The 17,380-nt window shown below is 36.9% G+C and carries 9 protein-coding genes and 1 tRNA gene; 4 read left to right on the forward strand and 6 right to left on the reverse strand.

Features of this window, described 5'->3' with window-relative positions; genetic code table 11:
- Positions 1 to 176: 176 nt before the first annotated feature.
- The 6 genes from EDM02_RS03970 to ftsA all read right to left on the reverse strand — a co-directional run bounded on the left by EDM02_RS03970 (position 177) and on the right by ftsA (position 9,890).
- Complete coding sequence (locus EDM02_RS03970; protein WP_221179604.1) at positions 177 to 2,126, reverse strand: ankyrin repeat domain-containing protein; 1,950 nt, start codon at positions 2,124 to 2,126, stop codon at positions 177 to 179.
- Positions 2,127 to 2,579: 453 nt separating this feature from the next.
- Positions 2,580 to 3,137 carry a hypothetical protein gene (locus EDM02_RS05705; RefSeq protein ID WP_184891139.1) on the reverse strand — a complete coding sequence of 186 codons (558 nt, stop codon included), beginning with the start codon at positions 3,135 to 3,137 and terminating at the stop codon, positions 2,580 to 2,582.
- A gap of 149 nt (positions 3,138 to 3,286) precedes the next feature.
- Complete coding sequence (gene secA / locus EDM02_RS03975) at positions 3,287 to 6,409, reverse strand: preprotein translocase subunit SecA (protein ID WP_123663269.1); 3,123 nt, start codon at positions 6,407 to 6,409, stop codon at positions 3,287 to 3,289.
- A 190-nt stretch (positions 6,410 to 6,599) separates the two neighbouring features.
- Positions 6,600 to 6,672 (reverse strand) — tRNA-Phe (locus tag EDM02_RS03980).
- Between the two features lie 325 nt (positions 6,673 to 6,997).
- Positions 6,998 to 8,473, reverse strand: coding sequence for a cell division protein FtsZ (gene ftsZ, locus EDM02_RS03985; RefSeq protein WP_123663271.1), 1,476 nt, complete (start codon positions 8,471 to 8,473; stop codon positions 6,998 to 7,000).
- Positions 8,474 to 8,585: 112 nt separating this feature from the next.
- On the reverse strand, positions 8,586 to 9,890 hold the full coding sequence (gene ftsA, locus EDM02_RS03990) for a cell division protein FtsA (protein ID WP_123663272.1): 1,305 nt from the start codon (positions 9,888 to 9,890) through the stop codon (positions 8,586 to 8,588).
- Positions 9,891 to 10,366: 476 nt separating this feature from the next.
- Here ftsA and EDM02_RS03995 point away from each other — a divergent pair, with 476 nt between their 5' ends.
- The 4 genes from EDM02_RS03995 (at position 10,367) to EDM02_RS04010 (ending at position 17,267) form a co-directional block, all read left to right on the forward strand.
- Positions 10,367 to 12,109, forward strand: a complete 1,743-nt coding sequence (locus EDM02_RS03995) for a M3 family oligoendopeptidase (protein WP_123663274.1) — start codon at positions 10,367 to 10,369, stop codon at positions 12,107 to 12,109.
- Between the two features lie 348 nt (positions 12,110 to 12,457).
- Entirely contained in the window at positions 12,458 to 13,420 is a 963-nt protein-coding gene (locus EDM02_RS04000; RefSeq protein ID WP_123663277.1) for an LD-carboxypeptidase, read from the forward strand.
- A 333-nt stretch (positions 13,421 to 13,753) separates the two neighbouring features.
- Positions 13,754 to 15,196 (forward strand): D-alanyl-D-alanine carboxypeptidase/D-alanyl-D-alanine endopeptidase, encoded by a 1,443-nt coding sequence (gene dacB, locus EDM02_RS04005; RefSeq protein ID WP_123663279.1) that lies wholly within the window; start codon positions 13,754 to 13,756, stop codon positions 15,194 to 15,196.
- 289 nt (positions 15,197 to 15,485) lie between these two features.
- Positions 15,486 to 17,267: an AAA family ATPase gene (locus EDM02_RS04010; RefSeq protein WP_221179605.1), complete on the forward strand. Its 1,782-nt coding sequence runs from the start codon at positions 15,486 to 15,488 to the stop codon at positions 17,265 to 17,267.
- Positions 17,268 to 17,380: the final 113 nt, after the last annotated feature.

The following is a 17,380-nucleotide window of genomic DNA, read 5'->3' on the forward strand; positions in this document are numbered from 1 at the left end:
TTATTATTCATAATATTACTGGTAATCAAGTTTGATAAGTACGCTAACAGGCATTAGAAAACATAGGTGAACGGATACAAACACGAATACGCATGGACCAGACCACTGAACGGATACCCAGATATATATGGTGAAGTAAAGTACGCTACAACGATAATACAATCCCATAGTTGGCACTAACGTTTTCGATCATTTCTCATAAAATGACGAATGTTTAAGATGCGATCCAAACGTTCCCTGATTGGCTGTGTTATCAGATCCCTGAGTTGCTGGTTCAAGTGATGATTATAATCAATCTGAATATTAGGCTGTTCCAGTAATAGTGTTGCAATGGCTCTATATCCGCGTATAGCAGCTACATATAAAGGTGTATATCCATCCTCGTCTGCTTTATTTACACTCTCTGTTGCGCCATGTTCAAGTATGAGTTGAACGAGTGCTAGATTATCTTTATGGACTGCAAAATATAAAGGTGTATATCCGTTCTCGTTTGATTTATTTACACTTTCTGGTGTTGCATAAGGCAGTAAGCATTTAGCTAGATCAACGGCTAAATCTACATTGTCATTTATAACTGCAAGATATAAGGGTGTATATCCATTCTTATTTTCTTTATTTACACGCTCTGTTGCGCCATGTTCAAGTATGAGTTGAACGAGTGCTAGATTACCTTGAAAGACTGCAAAATGTAAGGGTGTATTTCCGTTCTCATTTTCTTTATTTACATTTTCTGGTGTTGCATAAGGCAGTAAGCATTTAGCTAGATCAACGGCTAAATCTACATTGTCATTTATAACTGCAAGATATAAGGGTGTATATCCATTCTTATTTTCTTTATTTACACTTTCTGTTGCGCCATGTTCAAGTAAGAGTTGAACGAGTGCTAGATTACCTTTATGGACTGCAAGATGTAAAGGTGTATCTCCATTCTTATTTTCTTTATTTACACTCTCTGTTGCGCCATGTTCAAATATGAGTTGAACGAGTGCTAGATTACCTTTATGGACTGCAAGATATAAAGGTGTATCTCCACTACTCTCGTTTGCTTTATTTACACTTCCTGGTGTTGCATAAGGCAGTAAACATTTAACTAGATCAACGGCTAAATCTACATTGTCATGCATAATTGCAAAATATAAGGGTGTAACTCCGTCCTTATTTTCTTTATTTACACGCTCTGTTGCGCCATGTTTAAGTAAGTGTTGAACGAGTGCTAGATTACCTTTATGGACTGCAAGATGTAAAGGTGTATTTCCATTCTTATTTTCTTTATTTACACTTTCTGGTGTTGCATAAGGCAGTAAGCATTTAACTAGATCAACGGCTAAATTTACATTGTCATTTATAACTGCAAGATATAAGGGTATATCTCCGTCCTTATTTTCTTTACTTACACTTTCTGTTGCGTCATGTTCAAGTAAGAGTTGAACGAGTGCTAGATTACCTTTATAGACTGCAAGATGTAAAGGTGTATCTCCGTCCTTATTTTCTTTATTTACACGCTCTGTTGCGCCATGTTCAAGTAACAGTTGAACGAGTGCTAGATTACCTTGACGGACTGCAAAATGTAAGGGTGTATTTCCGTTCTCATTTGCTTTATTTACACTTTCTGGTGTTGCATAAGGCAGTAAGCATTTAACTAGATCAACGGCTAAATCTACATTGTCATTTATAACTGCAAGATATAAGGGTATATCTCCGTCCTTATTTTCTTTATTTACACTTTCTGTTGCGCCATGTTCAAGTAAGAGTTGAACGAGTGCTAGATTACCTTTATAGACTGCAAGATGTAAAGGTGTATCTCCATTCTTATTTTCTTTATTTACATTTTCTGGTGTTGCATAAGGCAGTAAGCATTTAGCTAAATCAACGGCTAAATCTACATTGTCATTTATAACTGCTATAACTGCAAGATATAAGGGTGTATATCCATTCTTATTTTCTTTATTTACACGCTCTGTTGCGCCATGTTCAAGTATGAGTTGAACGAGTGCTAGATTACCTTGACAAACTGCAAAATGTAAGGGTGTATTTCCGTTCTCATCTTCTTTATTTACATTTTCTGGTGTTGCATGAGAAAATGTAGCTGTATCTCTTTCGCATTGATCATTATTTATATGCAGCATTTGTTTGGAACAACTACAAATTACCCCCAACTGCAATATCCCTGATACAAAAAAAATGTACCTAAATCTTTTTATATACATACATATTATAATTTAATTTTATTAAACATAATGGGCCATACTATAACCTGCTCTCCGCTCTCGTCGTATTTAGTTCAAATGGCATAATATGGTAGCCTATAAAATAGTTACCTTTTCGAGGATTGCGCCTTAAACCTTAAAATATGCTTAAACGGATGCCTCTTATAATCTACCCCACAAATTTAAGGAAACTTTTTTAAAAAAACAAATAGAATGCATAAAGAGACGTAAAACTAAAAATGGTATCACGAGGCCATTGCAATAGAAAACAAAAATTTTATAAAAAAGGAAATCTATACTCAAGTGTTAGTTAAAAGCCTTAAAAAAGGACATAAACCATACTATTTTGGCACTGTAAACTTATAAAAAACTTTAAATTTGTATAATACAACCGCTATAATTTTCTATTGTAACGCCCTCCTTACGTGCATCTAAAACAGCATCTTTGACTTCTTTTGAAGGTTTTGTATTGAGAATCATATTTAGTGCTCGTGCTACTTTGTACGCTTTATGCCATATATCCTCTATTTGGTTCAGGTATGCGTATACCCCTGCCCCTGATTTTATTACTTTTATTTCTTTTATTACTTTTATTTCTTTTATTTCTGCTTCTGTTAAGTCTTTGGTTATTGCTATACCTTTTTCTACCTCTTGATCAAATTCATTAATCGTTTTCTCTAGCTCCTTTACCTTTTCTGTGTTAAGGCTTTTCTTAATTTTAGGCAACGTTTTTTGCCGTAACATGGTTATCGTTTTACGGCTTCTTTCAAATACTTGCATGAGCTTTGTTTTTTCTTCTGACTGAGTTTTAGACTCTGACTGGGATTTAGGAGAAGGAGGGCATCCACCTGCACTTAAGGTTAAGCCTAACATAGTTAAAAATGATAATAGCGCCCTTCCACAAATATTTTTATTTTTGTATACTAACATAGTAATTGCTGTTTAAAGTTGATGCATGTAATGTTAACGTAATATGTACTGACTAAATACTTAACATATTTAGCAAATAAGAATATGGCTACTAAGCATCTGAATAAATAGATTAAAAACATTTCTGCCATTGGGTGAACGGATACCCCTTATTGCGCTGGTCTTTCTTGTATATCAGGCAGTTGCACATAAAAAGGGGCATGAAATAAGAAGGAAATAATTTCTTGACTTACGGTAGTCATAAAATTTCTAAATAGGTTATAGGCCTCGAACTTAAAGGTAATAATCGGATCCTGTCTTTCATAAATAGCATTCTGAACGGATTGCTTTAAATCATCCATAACCCGTAAATGACTTTTCCAATGTTGATCAATTACTTTAAGCACTACCCCACACGTTAAATCTCTTACAAGATCTCTGCCCTTAGCAGCCATAAAGTCAGTAGCATAAGCGGTTGCACTAACGTAAGTTTTACCATCAAAAAAGGGTACTTCTATGATATCGGTATAGTTACTCCCTGATATAGCAGGTTGTTTAAAATATGCAAATAGCATGGTCTGCAACGCTGTAAAACGTTCATAATATAGTTTTGTTAGATATGCATACACATCTTCTATGATTTCTTTTTTATTTTTACCTACAAAAAATTCTTGTGTAAATGCATCTGAAATGCCAAATACCGAAGCAAAAATAGGATTAAGAAAATGCACTTCTAATTTACTATCTTCATGCTCTATAATGCTAGTCACTGTATCATACAGCATATTCATAATATCAACTTCAAATCCCTTTTTTAGCAAAGCATGGCTGCGCCTTTGATAAACCGCATTTCGATGCGTACCCATTTCACGATCATATTCTAACAAACGTTTTCGAATAGCAAAATTATTGCGTTCTACCTTTTTTTGGGCCCTTTCGATAGACTTACTCACCATACTATGTTGAATTACTTCTCCCTCTTCCAAACCCATTCTATCCATTACAGAAGCAATTCTATCAGAGCCAAATAGCCGCATTAAACTATCCTCTAGCGAAAGAAAAAACTGAGAGGAACCGGGATCTCCTTGTCGTCCAGCACGGCCACGCAACTGCCTATCTACACGTCTAGATTCATGACGTTCTGTACCAATAATGGCCAATCCACCCGCTTCTTTTGACGCTTGGGTTAATTTAATATCCGTACCACGACCAGCCATATTGGTAGCAATGGTAACGGTTCCAGCTATACCAGCTTGGGCCACTATGTCTGCTTCTTTTTGATGATGTTTTGCATTTAAAATTTGGTGTGGAATTTTACGAAAAGACAGCATTTTACTTACTAATTCAGATATTTCTACTGAAGTAGTACCTACCAAAACAGGTCTTCCTTGGCCAGATAATTCAACGATTTCTTCGATAAGGGCATTAAATTTTTCTCGTACGGTTTTATAAATTTTATCTTCTTTATCTTCTCGTAAGAGAGGCTTATGGGTGGGAATGGGTACTACAGCCAAGCCATAAATATCCCAAAACTCCTCTGCATCAGTCTCTGCTGTGCCCGTCATACCTGCTAACTTATCATACATATGGAAGTAACTCTGAAGCGTAATAGAGGCATAGGTTTGAGAGGGTTTTTCAATTTGGACGCCCTCTAACGCCTCAAAAGCTTGATGAAGGCCATCTGAATACCTACGGCCATCTAAAACCCTGCCCGTTTGTTCATCTACAATTTTAACTTTATGGTTTGCTACAATATAGGCTACATCTTTTTCAAATAAAGCATACGCTTTTAAGAGCTGATGCAAAGCATGAATACGTTGGGCTTTTACTTTATAAGTTTGTTGAAAATAAGAACGTTTAGAAAGGCTTTCCTCAGGGGTTAAGGTAGTATCATTTTCAATAGCCGTAATGTGGGCCGCTACGTCTGGTAATACAAAAAAAGAAGGATCTTGTTCTTGTTCCGTTAAATATTTAAGGCCTTTTTCGGTGATCTCAACATTATTATGCCTTTCATCAATGGCAAAGAACAGGGGGGCATCTGCTTGAGGCATCATCTTCGAATTCTCCTGTATATAATAAGATTCTACATTATCTAGCATCTGACGCATGCCTTTTTCGCTAAGAAATTTAATCAAAGGCTTATATTTAGGTAACCCTCTATAGGCACGAAAAAGCGCCAATCCACCCTCTTCCATATTGCCCTCTTGAATTTTTTTCTTAGCTTCTTGTAAGAAATCAATAACTAAATTTTTTTGGAATTTATAAAGTTGTGCAATTTTAGGAGCCAGCTCTTTATAGATATGCTCGTCACTCTCTTCTACAGGACCTGAAATAATAAGTGGCGTCCTAGCATCATCAATAAGTACAGAGTCTACTTCATCCACAATAGCAAAATAATGGGCGCGTTGTACCAACTCACTGGCATCGGTAGCCATATTATCCCTTAGGTAATCAAAACCAAATTCATTATTGGTTCCAAATATAATATCCGCTTGGTAAGCGCGTTGGCGCCCGGGGGAATGGGCAGGAAATTGATCTATACAAGACACGGTTAAACCATGAAATTCAAAAATAGGCGCCATCCATTCTGAATCTCTTTTAGCTAAATAGTCATTTACGGTCACCACATGCACGCCTTTAGCGCTCAATGCATTTAAAAAAGCGGCTAAGGTAGTAATAAGGGTTTTACCTTCACCAGTAGCCATTTCAGCTATTTTGCCTTGGTGTAAGGTAATGCCTCCGATCAATTGTACATCATAGTGCACCATTTCCCAAGCAACCATATGTGCACTTACTTCCCATTGATTTTTCCAAATAGCCTTATCTTGCTTTATGGTCACGTATGGCTTGGTAGCAGCTATGTCGTGATCATAGGCAGTTGCTGAAACGATTAACTTTCTATTATCCCTAAAACGCCGGGCCGTTTCTTTGACGATGGCAAACACACGTACCAATACCTGATCTAAGACCGTAGCCAACGCTTCCTTATGCTGCTTTTGCAAAATTTCCAGTCGTTTATATTGATCTGCTCTTTTATGCATAGCTAAAAGATTGGCATCAGCAAGAGGCGCATCTGTTGATATAAGTTGCTGTAAACATTCTATTTCGGAAGCAATAGGTTGCAAATATTCCGCTATTTCCTTGCGAATGTTAGCAACTTCTTCACGCAATTGATCGTGAGAGATGGGCTGTAGCATCTCGTAAATCTGATTGATTTGGGAAACTTGTTTATCAAAACGGCTGTTTTTTTTGAGGGCTGAAGTAAAAATTTTAGCAAAAAGTCGATTTAACATCTTTATTATGGGGTGAATCAGGCTAAAAAAATAAACAGTATAGAATTTGATGGTTCTCTAGAAATAAAATAGCTCATGTTAAAACCATTGAGCTTATTATACCAAGCTTAAAAGCATATAATGCTACACAATAGCTGTAGACGAGATAACAGTGAACCATTATGTATTACGTGAACCATGAGATATGACGTGGTGATGGGAGGATTTGAACCTCCGACACACGGATTTTCAGTCCGATGCTCTACCGACTGAGCTACATCACCAGCATTTAACTTACAAGGCCACAAGTTAAGTATTTTATAAAGCTTACACAAATCGAACAAACGTATCCGTTACTTGCATGGCAGCCGTATTTTATAGATTATTGATGATTTTATCCATTTTTTTTAAAAAACTACTTCTTTTAAAGCTACTTTTTTTGCTTGATCAAAAAGAGTAGCCAAAAAAAATCAAGCGCTGGTGAACGCTGAATATCAAATCTAGCCATAACATAAGGATATTTTACAATAAATTAAAAAATAAGCTATATTTTATGTAAAGTTTGCACAGATGTAACATTAGAACCAATCCATCTCAATTCCCATATGATTATGAAGGGTCCTTCTGCAAAGAAGGGTCATCTACTTTATCATCATCATCTAACCGATAGCATACCCATTTTTGTGAGTCATCTGTATCTGCCGTTATCACGTCAAGTTGGACCTTTTTTCTTAGATAAGCAGGTACTTCTAATTGTTCTTTTAAGGAACGATCGTCCCAGCTCCGTCCTGCATTACTGCTTTTATTGTTCCTAACTATAACCTTGCTATATCCCCAGCTTTTTTGCGGCTCTACTTCCTGAGGCACACTAAAAGGTAAGGGCAGTTGTACGGCACATTCTTCTGTTTCACTACATTCTTTTCCTCTTTTTTTTATAAAAGATAGCCGTCGGTTTTTCGTTTCATCTTCCATAACCATTGTTTTTTCCATTGACCTTTGCAAGATTTCTTCTCCCTGCTCTTGATGATCAAACGTTTCGGTATAAACCTTAATAGCATCCTGTTTTTTATAGTCAAGCATATCTGTATGCTCCAAATGCTCCTCACCTGGCTCTCTATTAAAACCAGTTGCAATAACCGTAACCTTAATCTTTTCTTCCATTTCTGGATCAGAACCATGGCCAAAAATCATTTCAGCATCCTCCCCTGTTTGTTCTTGGATATAATTGGTAATAATTGTTAATTCATCCATTTGCAGCTCTGCTGCTTGGCCAGAAACAATGGATAAAAGTATCTTTTTTGCTCCACGGATGTCGGTATAATCCAATAAAGGGGACGCAAGTGCTATAGCAGCAGCCTGCATAGCCCTCCCTTCTCCTTCTGCTTCACCGGAACCCATAACAGCTGCGCCAGCATTTTTCATTACGGTCTTTACATCTTCAAAATCCACATTTACATAACCAGGTACAGTAATAATTTCTGCAATACTTTTAGCAGCAGTGGTTAACACATTGTCTGCTTCTAAAAAAGCTTTGCTAATGGATAGCCCTCCTAATGTTGTTTGCATTTTATCATTTAGGATAATAAGCACCGTATCGCAATTTTTCCGTAATTCAGTAATCCCTTCTTGTGCCTGTAAATGCTTTTTTTTTCCTTCAAATGAAAAAGGAAGCGTTACAATACCGACCGTAAGGATACCCTGCTTGCGGGCGATATTGGCAATTACAGGAGCAGCGCCTGTACCGGTTCCACCGCCCATTCCCGCGGTGATAAAAAGCATTTTTGTATCATCATCTAATAGTTCTCGAATGCTTTCTTTGCTTTCTAATGCTGCATTACGCCCTACTTCTGGATTGGCTCCCGCACCTAATCCACTGGTAAGCGCTGCTCCAATTTGGAGTTTGTTTTGTATGGGACTACTCTGTAAGGCTTGGACGTCTGTATTACAAACTATAAAAGAGACATCTTTAATGCCACGTTTATACATATTGTTCACAGCATTACTACCCCCACCACCTACACCCATCACTTTGATAATAGACTTATGGTGAGATGGTAAATCGAATGTATATGTAATATTTTTCATAAAGTTACACAAAGGGCTGCAAATTATACAAAGGTTGCTTCTTTACAGGAAAACAAAACATATGAAAGCATTATGTTATGCATGGTACCATTTTAGTTCCTGACTATCATCCCTAACGATCATCATAGTCATCTACTAAAAAAGCTTTTGTTTTTGTAATCATGCGTGTAAAAGAAAAACTACTTTTGGTTGCCTTTTTACTATTTTTTTTCGAAAAATCTAAATGAACGGATTTGGTAGCTTTATAGTAAGCCTCTCTATAATCTAGCGTTTTAAATCCAGCCAAGGCTAACCCAATGGCAGTAGCATAGATCGGATCGCGGAGTTCTTTTCTACCGCCTTCCTCTAAATATTCATCTGGAAATCCCAAACGTGTATCTAATCCAGTAATTTGCTGCAGCATCGATTGTATGCCTGGCAGGTTAGCGCTTCCACCTGTTATTACAATACCTGCCACTAATTTTTCGTAGAAACCAGAACGTAAAATTTCCTCATAAATAAATTCCACTATTTCTTCTACCCGTGCCTTTACAATCTTAGCCAGATTAGTGGTAAATACTTCTTTAGGGGGACGATTGCGCAATCCTGGAATGGTTACTGCCGCCTGAGTAGTAAAAGCCTTAGATTCCACGCTGCCAAATTTTACTTTTAGTAATTCTGCTTGACGCTCCATAATCATACAATTTTGCTGTATGTCTGAAGTAATACTATGCCCTCCCAGGGGGATGGTAGCCGTATACCGAATAATAGAATCAAAAAATACCATTAAGTTAATAATACTGGCTCCAAAATCTACCAAACAAACACCGGCCTCTTTTTCTTCATCACTCAGTATAGCTAAACCAGCTGCTAAAATAGAAGACATAACAATTTCCGCCTCCACACCAGCTTTTTTAATACATTTGTGTATGTTTTGAATAGCGTGCGTTTTAGCGGTAATAATATGAAAATTAGCCTCCAATTTCACCCCTGACATACCTACTGGATCTTGGGTTACAATTTCATAGTCTATGGTATACTCCTGCGGCATGGTATGAATGATCTCTGTACCTAGCGGCGTTACAATACGATACATATCATGGGTAAGCTTTTGGATATCCTCTACCGTAATTTCTTGTTCTATAGAATCCCTAGTAATGCTACCATGATGGCACGCACCCACCACATGTTTTCCCGCAATATTTACATTTATAATATTGATATTTATACCTGAGTCTTCTTCAGCCGCTTGCAATGCTTGTTTGATAGCAACAGCAGCCTTGTCTATATTGACAATCATACCGCGTACAATCCCATCTGCAGCGACTTTGCCCATACCTAAAACCTCAAGCTTCTGGTCATGGTATGGGCTTTGTGTTCCTATAACTACACAAATTTTACTGGTACCTATGTCAAGGCTAGCGATAATGTTTGACATGCCTACATGATATATGGTGACATCTCTTCTGCTTACAAGAGAAGGGCCTATAGGCCATACCAAGCGCTACACTTGGAACCAACCCCATTAGACCGATATAATAAAATCGTTCGTTCTTTTTTAAATTAAAACTAAAACAATTTATTAAAATTTACCCAAAATATACCAGCATGATGCATTTTCGTTTACCACGCTTGTATACCTGGAACAATTTAATTAGGAATATATATAATGTTACCAGCCAAGCATTGATACCAGCCCAGCATTGCGGTTTTGTCTTTTGACATAATTCCTAGTATTTTCGTTAGGAGGGCAATGGAACAGTTTGTATTTTAATAGCTACGCGTAAAAAAGATAGGCCAGTTATGTACGAGAAGGCCATTTCATGATAAAAAGCTAAAAAACAGCAGCGGACGGGACTGGCTTTTGATGATCTACAACTTGATAAATGACTGTAATACAATAAAAATTCAATTATGCAAAAATATACCCGTACTTTTTTACCGCTAGATTTTTCTATAACGGATTGGGCTTCTATTCAGCCTTTTTATGATAATCTATTAGCTAGAAACATACTTTCTTTGGATGACCTAAAACAGTTGTTAGTTGACTGGAGTGAGCTGGAAGGGGCATTAGAAGAGGATGCAGGATGGCGTTATATTCATACTACATGCCATACAACTGATATAACCGCAAGAGAACGTTATACATACTACATTACAGCCATAGTGCCTCATTTGACGCCTGTTACAGATCAGTTGCATCAAAAAGTAATAGCAGCCAAAGATACCAAAAATTTACGCAAGGATGTTTCATTTGATATCTTTTTTAGAAAAATTGAAAATAATTTACGTTGTTATAGAGAAGAAAACATACCTATTCAAACAGATATTCAGCTCAATCAACAAAAATTTGGTATTATTTCAGCTGCTATGGTAGTAGAAGTAGGCGGCAAAGAATGCACCTTACCACAAGCTATGGCGCATTTAGAATCTACCGATAGACCATTTCGAAAGGAGGTATATTATACCATACAACAACGTAGATTGCAAGATAAAGATAGGCTCAATACCCTCTATTCAACCTTAATTCAGCAACGTCACCAGTTAGCTCTAAATGCTGGCTTCGAGAATTTTAGAGATTATGCTTTTGTAGCCATGCATCGGTTCGATTATACGCCACAAGATTGTTTCACCTTTCATGCAGCTATCAAGGAAGAAATAGTTCCCCTACTAAATGAGCTAGCAGTGGAACGCAAACAAAAACTTGGCGTAAATCAGCTCCAACCCTTTGACCATGCGGTGGATATAGCGAGCCGGAAACCATTACAGCCTTTTGCGGATGCAAGAGAGCTTATTACTAAAACCATTACGGTTTTTGAACGATTAGACCCCTTTTTAGCCGATTGTTTGCGTACCATGGACCAGATGGGCCACTTGGACTTAACATCACGCAAAGACAAAGCACCAGGAGGATATAACTATCCTTTAGACGAAACGGGGGTTCCCTTTATTTTTATGAATGCTGCTTCTACTATGGCTGATGTTCTGACCATGTTTCATGAAGGGGGCCATGCCGTCCATTCGTTTCTAGTACATAAGTTGCCACTAAATGCTTTTAAACATTGCCCAGCAGAAATTGCGGAATTGGCTTCCATGTCTATGGAGCTGCTTACCATGCCCTATTGGAATGTTTTATTTACCAACCAAGAGGATCTTTATCGTGCCCAAAAGGATCATTTGATACATGTTATCAGCTGTTTACCTTGGATGGCTACCATTGATACTTTTCAGCATTGGGTTTATGAAAATCCTTATCATACGGTAGAAGAAAGAGCTGAAAATTGGAACCGTATTTTTAATGATTTCTCAGACAATATAACTGACTGGACAGGTTATGAAGAGGTAAAAAGCCATTTATGGCAAAAACAGCTACATCTTTTTGAAGTACCTTTTTACTACATCGAATATGCCATTGCCCAACTTGGTGCGATTGGCGTATGGAAAAATGCACAAGAAAAGCCGAAAGAGGCATTGCATAATTATTTCAGTGCATTAAAATTAGGCAACACGGCATCCATGCGCACCATATACCAAACAGCAGGCGTTCGTTTTGATTTTAGCAGGGCGCACATCCGTTCCCTAGCACAGTTTGTAAAGAAGACTTGGATGGAAATCCCTCCTCTTAGAAATTATTTTCAGTTCGAATTTCGAATTTAATATTTTTTATTTCTCTGCTTCTGGTAAAACGCATATAGCAAATAGTACAGAAAGGATTTATAAAAGCACAAGCGTATTTGTTCACTTGCATGGTAGCCATATTTTATATAGATTACTGATGGTTTTATCCATTTTTTTTAAAACTACTTCTTAAGGGGCAAAAAGCACTAAAAGGGAAAAAAAGCACTAATTAGGGTAAAATGTAATTAGGGCCATGTCATTAATACTATTTATTATAAATAACAATATATTATTATGAAAAACAGTATATTAAATACAATCAAAAAAATAACCGGTATAAGTTTTGGAATGCTTTTTATGTGCCGGTGTAGTAGCTTATCGTCTAACATGAAACCAAAAAATCCAGTGAATAGCTACCATGTCGATCTCATTGCACCTGCTTATAAAGCAAAATCAGATTTAAGTAGCATCCAAAAGTACATAACCGATTTAGAACTTAAGCCCCATATATCGGACACTATATATAAAGGAAGTGATCCCATGTATCCGGCACCTGATAAATATAGAGCAACCGATTTAATTCGCGCCTTAACAAGTGATCATGAAATTATTTGGCCACTTCGAGGAGGTCAAGGGTTTGCAGCGCTTATTCCTTACTTGGAAAAATTATCCGATGAAGAAAAAAGAAAAATAGAGCAAAATAGAAATAAGAAAGTGCTAATAGGGTATAGTGATATTACGGTTGGCCACACTTATCTGCAAAACAAATATAATTATCAGACCCTACACGCTACTATGCCGGATTTAATAGTAGAAGGTCCTACTGTTGTTTCTAGTGATTCTGTTAAAAAACTAGAAGCATTAATACGGGGGGATCAAAATAGCGTTACCTATAGTTTAGCACAAATCAATAATGGCGTTAAAGTTAAAGATGAGGGAATACAATCTAAAATCATAGGTGGTAACATGACGCTTATTAGAGATACCATGGCTACTCCTTGGCAGGTAAATATAAAAGATCGCATTCTATTTTTAGAAGATGTACACGAAAGCCCAGAGCGACTGGAACGTGCATTCACACATTTAATCCAAACCAACGTCTTAGGGGAAGCAGATGCAGTAATTTGTGGTGATTTCTATGAATCAAGCGATCCACTAGCGATAGAATGTGTTAAGGAACGATTTGCCCATCATGCTCCCTGTCCAGTATTTAGTGTTACAGGTATAGGCCACAGTCCTATAAATAATCCTTTACCGCTTAATACGCATACGACCTTGCGCTTAGAAGATGAACAAGAAGGTTTGTTTACTATCGAAGTAGAAAATGTAGATCTCTTTAAAAAGAAATAACGTGTATAACTAGGTCTAGTCTATTGGTTAGACCTAATCTAGGGCTTTTATCTAGTATCCGTTCACTCAATGGCGTCAACTTAAGGCAATTCATGATTAGCCTACCCTCCTATTCTACTTGGTTATCAATAACAGCTAAACCTTAAGTTGACGCCATTGTCCGTTCACTTGCGTGATAGCCATATTTTATAGATTATAGCAAATGGCTAATAAAACTACTTCTTTTAAAGCTACTTTTTTTGTTTGATCAAAAAAAGCAGTAAAAATATTTTTTGTAAAAAACACATTAGAAGGCATTTTTAGCGCTTGTTAATATTAAAAAGTATAAATCTTATGCAAAACATTAAAAAATATAGATACCATTATGTATGGTGGCTGTATAGCCTTATTGTATTACTAGGATGTAATAAGGGGATATCCCGCATGCAAACTGCTCTTCCTTTGGTTACTTCCCACGAAGAAATCGGTAAGCTTATAAACGATAAAATACAGAATGTAGATCCAAGTCTTAACGTAGGCATTAAAATTATTGACTTAAAAAGTGGTCAAATTATTTACACAAAAAATTCCAATCGCTATTATACGCCTGCCAGCCTTACCAAGGTATTTACCTTATTGGCATTGAACGAATATTTTCAATGTCCCTATCCTTTTAGCAGTGCCATTTACTTAAATCAGGATAAGGATCGATACTATCTTACGATAGATGACCCCAATTTCTTACAAGCAGATTTAAAAGTTTTATTGGACATGCTTGCTAAGCAAGGGATTGTTTTAGATCACCTTGATGTTATGCGACAAGCGTTCTCTATTCCTCCAACAATGGTACAGAGAAGTGTAGATGATATGCATTGCGCCTATGGCGCCCCTATTACTAGGGTACATGTTAACAAGAATATTTGTTCCCTTATTGCCAAGTCAAGCAAGATAGGGGAAAAAGTTACCATAGATAAAGATATATTTTTCCCTTATGATCTTAATATTAAGGCAATTACTGTTCAAAATGACCAAGAAGCTATCCCTTTAAGTATAGTTTGGGATGGTAAACAATGTACCATTAACGGTGCATTAAAGGTAGGTAAAGAGGAGTCACTGAAATTAGCCATTCATGAAGATGATCATTACCATTACGTAGTAGCCATGATTAAACATTTTTTGCCTAACGCATCAGTAGCTTTTCAAGATTCAAAACAAAAAGAAGATGAAGAGGAAAAGGTTAAAAATAGTACCGTACCGTCCGATGCTATTGTATCACGAAAAAAAAGTTACGCAGATATAGCTGGTATAGCACTTAAAACATCTGATAATTTTATTGCTGATTATGTGCTTGCTAGTTATGCTACACAAGAAAATCAACCAACATGGGATGATGCTACGCATCGGCTTAGAGAAAAGATAAACGAGGTATTTCAAGTTGATTTAACAAAATCTAAAATGGATGACGGCTCTGGATTATCAAGACGTAATTTGTTTACTGTAGAGCAAATAAGTGATTTTTTAGGAACCACATACCAAAAACCAAACTTTAATGAAATGCAGTCTTTAATGGCGTATTCTCAGCAGGATGAAGGGACCACTATTGCAGGACGTTTTCCCAAGAATATGCGGGTATATGCCAAAACAGGAACACTATCTGGTGTATCCAACTTATGTGGATATGTCTACCCTAAACAGTACGAAACACCTTATAGTTTTGTGATCACTATGAATAATTTCTGTGATCCTATAAAAAATTATCGAGATTTACAAGATAATATTATAAAATTGTTTCAATAAAATTTCCTTTGATAATATCCGGTGGGCTGCCAGGGAACGCTTATTCTATAGGGATAGCAGGCGCAGGCGCTTTGCTACCTGATTGTATCTACTGATGTTGCCGCGCCCACATCCTCCCATCCTACCGTGGTTAATATAGATAGGAAGTGTGAATATGCTAAAATTAAGTATCCGTTATGTAGCATTTTAGCCCAAAATTGCCTATAAAATTCTTACATGCATAGCCATGCAAACGTTTATCCCTTTTTCAAAGGCCATGCAATAGATGCTATTTTAAACTTTTTCTATGATGGCAACCACCCTTTCCCCCCGTATTAGAACGGGGACAGATGATTTTAAAAATCTGCTGTTACACAGTGATGTATTTGTGGACAAAAGCCTTTTAATCCAGGAATTATTGACAGAAAGCAGTGAAGTAATATTGATTACCCGGCCCAGACGTTGGGGAAAAAGCCTAAATATGGATATGATTCGCAAGTTCTTTGAACTTGAGGTGAATAAGCAAGGGGACCCACTACCTAAAACAGCAAAGCTTAACCATTTACTTTTTATAGGAGGAGAGGTAAATGTAGGCTTTGATGAAACCACTATACTTCATCCTTTAAAAATTGCTGATAATAGCTATGCCATCAAACGACAAGGTCAATTCCCAGTGATGGTATTAAACCTTAAAGATGTTAAAGGTAGCAATGATCAAGAAATTGAAACAGGTATAGGAATTGCGCTTAAAAATACGTATAACCAACATGATTATTTATTACACAGTACTTCCATTAATCTGCATGACAAGAAAGGGTTTCAAATTTATCTAAATGAGGAAGCAACTAAGCCGTATTTGAAACAGGGGTTGCGTTTTTTAAGTGAGCTACTCTACAAGCATTTTAACCAAAAGGTCTACATGCTCATTGATGAATACGATACCCCTATTAACCATGCCTATATCAAGTTTGGCCATCAAAGCGATGTCTTTGACTCAGTCTTGGAGCTATTCCGAGGTATACTGGGCAGCGCTTTAAAAAGCAATCCCTACTTAGAAAAAGGTCTGATTACCGGCATATTACGTATTGCTAAAGCCAATCTCTTTTCAGATTTAAATAATATACGGGAATATACCTTACTAGATAAACGCTATGCCTCATTTTATGGTTTTACGCAAGCAGAAGTAGACACGCTGTTGACGCAAGTAGCTACAGAAACAGCCCCAGCTACCATTCAAGATTGGTACAATGGCTACTCCTTTGGAGGGGAAATTATTTACAATCCCTGGTCGATTATGCAATGCCTAGCCAGTCAAGGTACATTAGACTATTATTGGTTAGACAGTGGCGGTACGGGTTTAATAGATAAAGCGTGGCTAGCAGATGAAATGCAGGAAGATTTGCAAGCGTTGGTTATGGGTAAAGCTATTACCTCTCCCATTACTAAGCAAATTAGTTTTCCAGATATAGATAAGCCAATTGGTTTATTAAGTTTACTGTTATTTAGTGGTTATTTAAATCCCATGCCCTACCAAGTAGAGGAGCATATTTACCAATTAAGCATCCCCAATAAGGAAATAGCCTACATCTATAAGGCAAGAATGTTGCAATGGGTTACCAATCAGTTACATATGGACCGTTCCAGCTATTATGCTTTTGTCCATTTGCTACCAGCAGGTCATATAGAAGCTTTTAAAGAAAAATTACAAACCTTACTGCAAACTGCTACCAGTTTTTATCAAACAGGGAGTGCCAAAGCAGAGCTGTTTTACAGTGGTTTTATGTTGGGCATGTTGCATATGCTGGCTTCTGAATATACCATAGAAAGTGAAATAGAAACGGGCAGTGGTAGAGCAGATATGCTTTTAATACCACAAATAGGTAAACAAAGCAATGCATTGATTATAGAGTATAAAATAGCCAAAGATCCCATAAATCTGGATAAGATGGCTCAAGCTGGGTTGGCACAAATTCAGGATAGACAGTATGCTAGCAAAATAAAACGTCATCTCCATGTAAAAAAAATTACCAAATTAGCCTTTGCTTTTTGTGGTAAGGAGGTAGCAGTGGCATATCAAGTGGATAACCTATGAGCATGCTTTACATGATAATTTGCATTTTTGATCCATCACTTTTTTGGATGTTTCATGGTTGTTTAGTCCCAGATTGTGGTAGTTTGGTTTAGTAAAATACACAATTATAATAT

Source organism: Candidatus Cardinium hertigii, assembly GCF_003788695.1.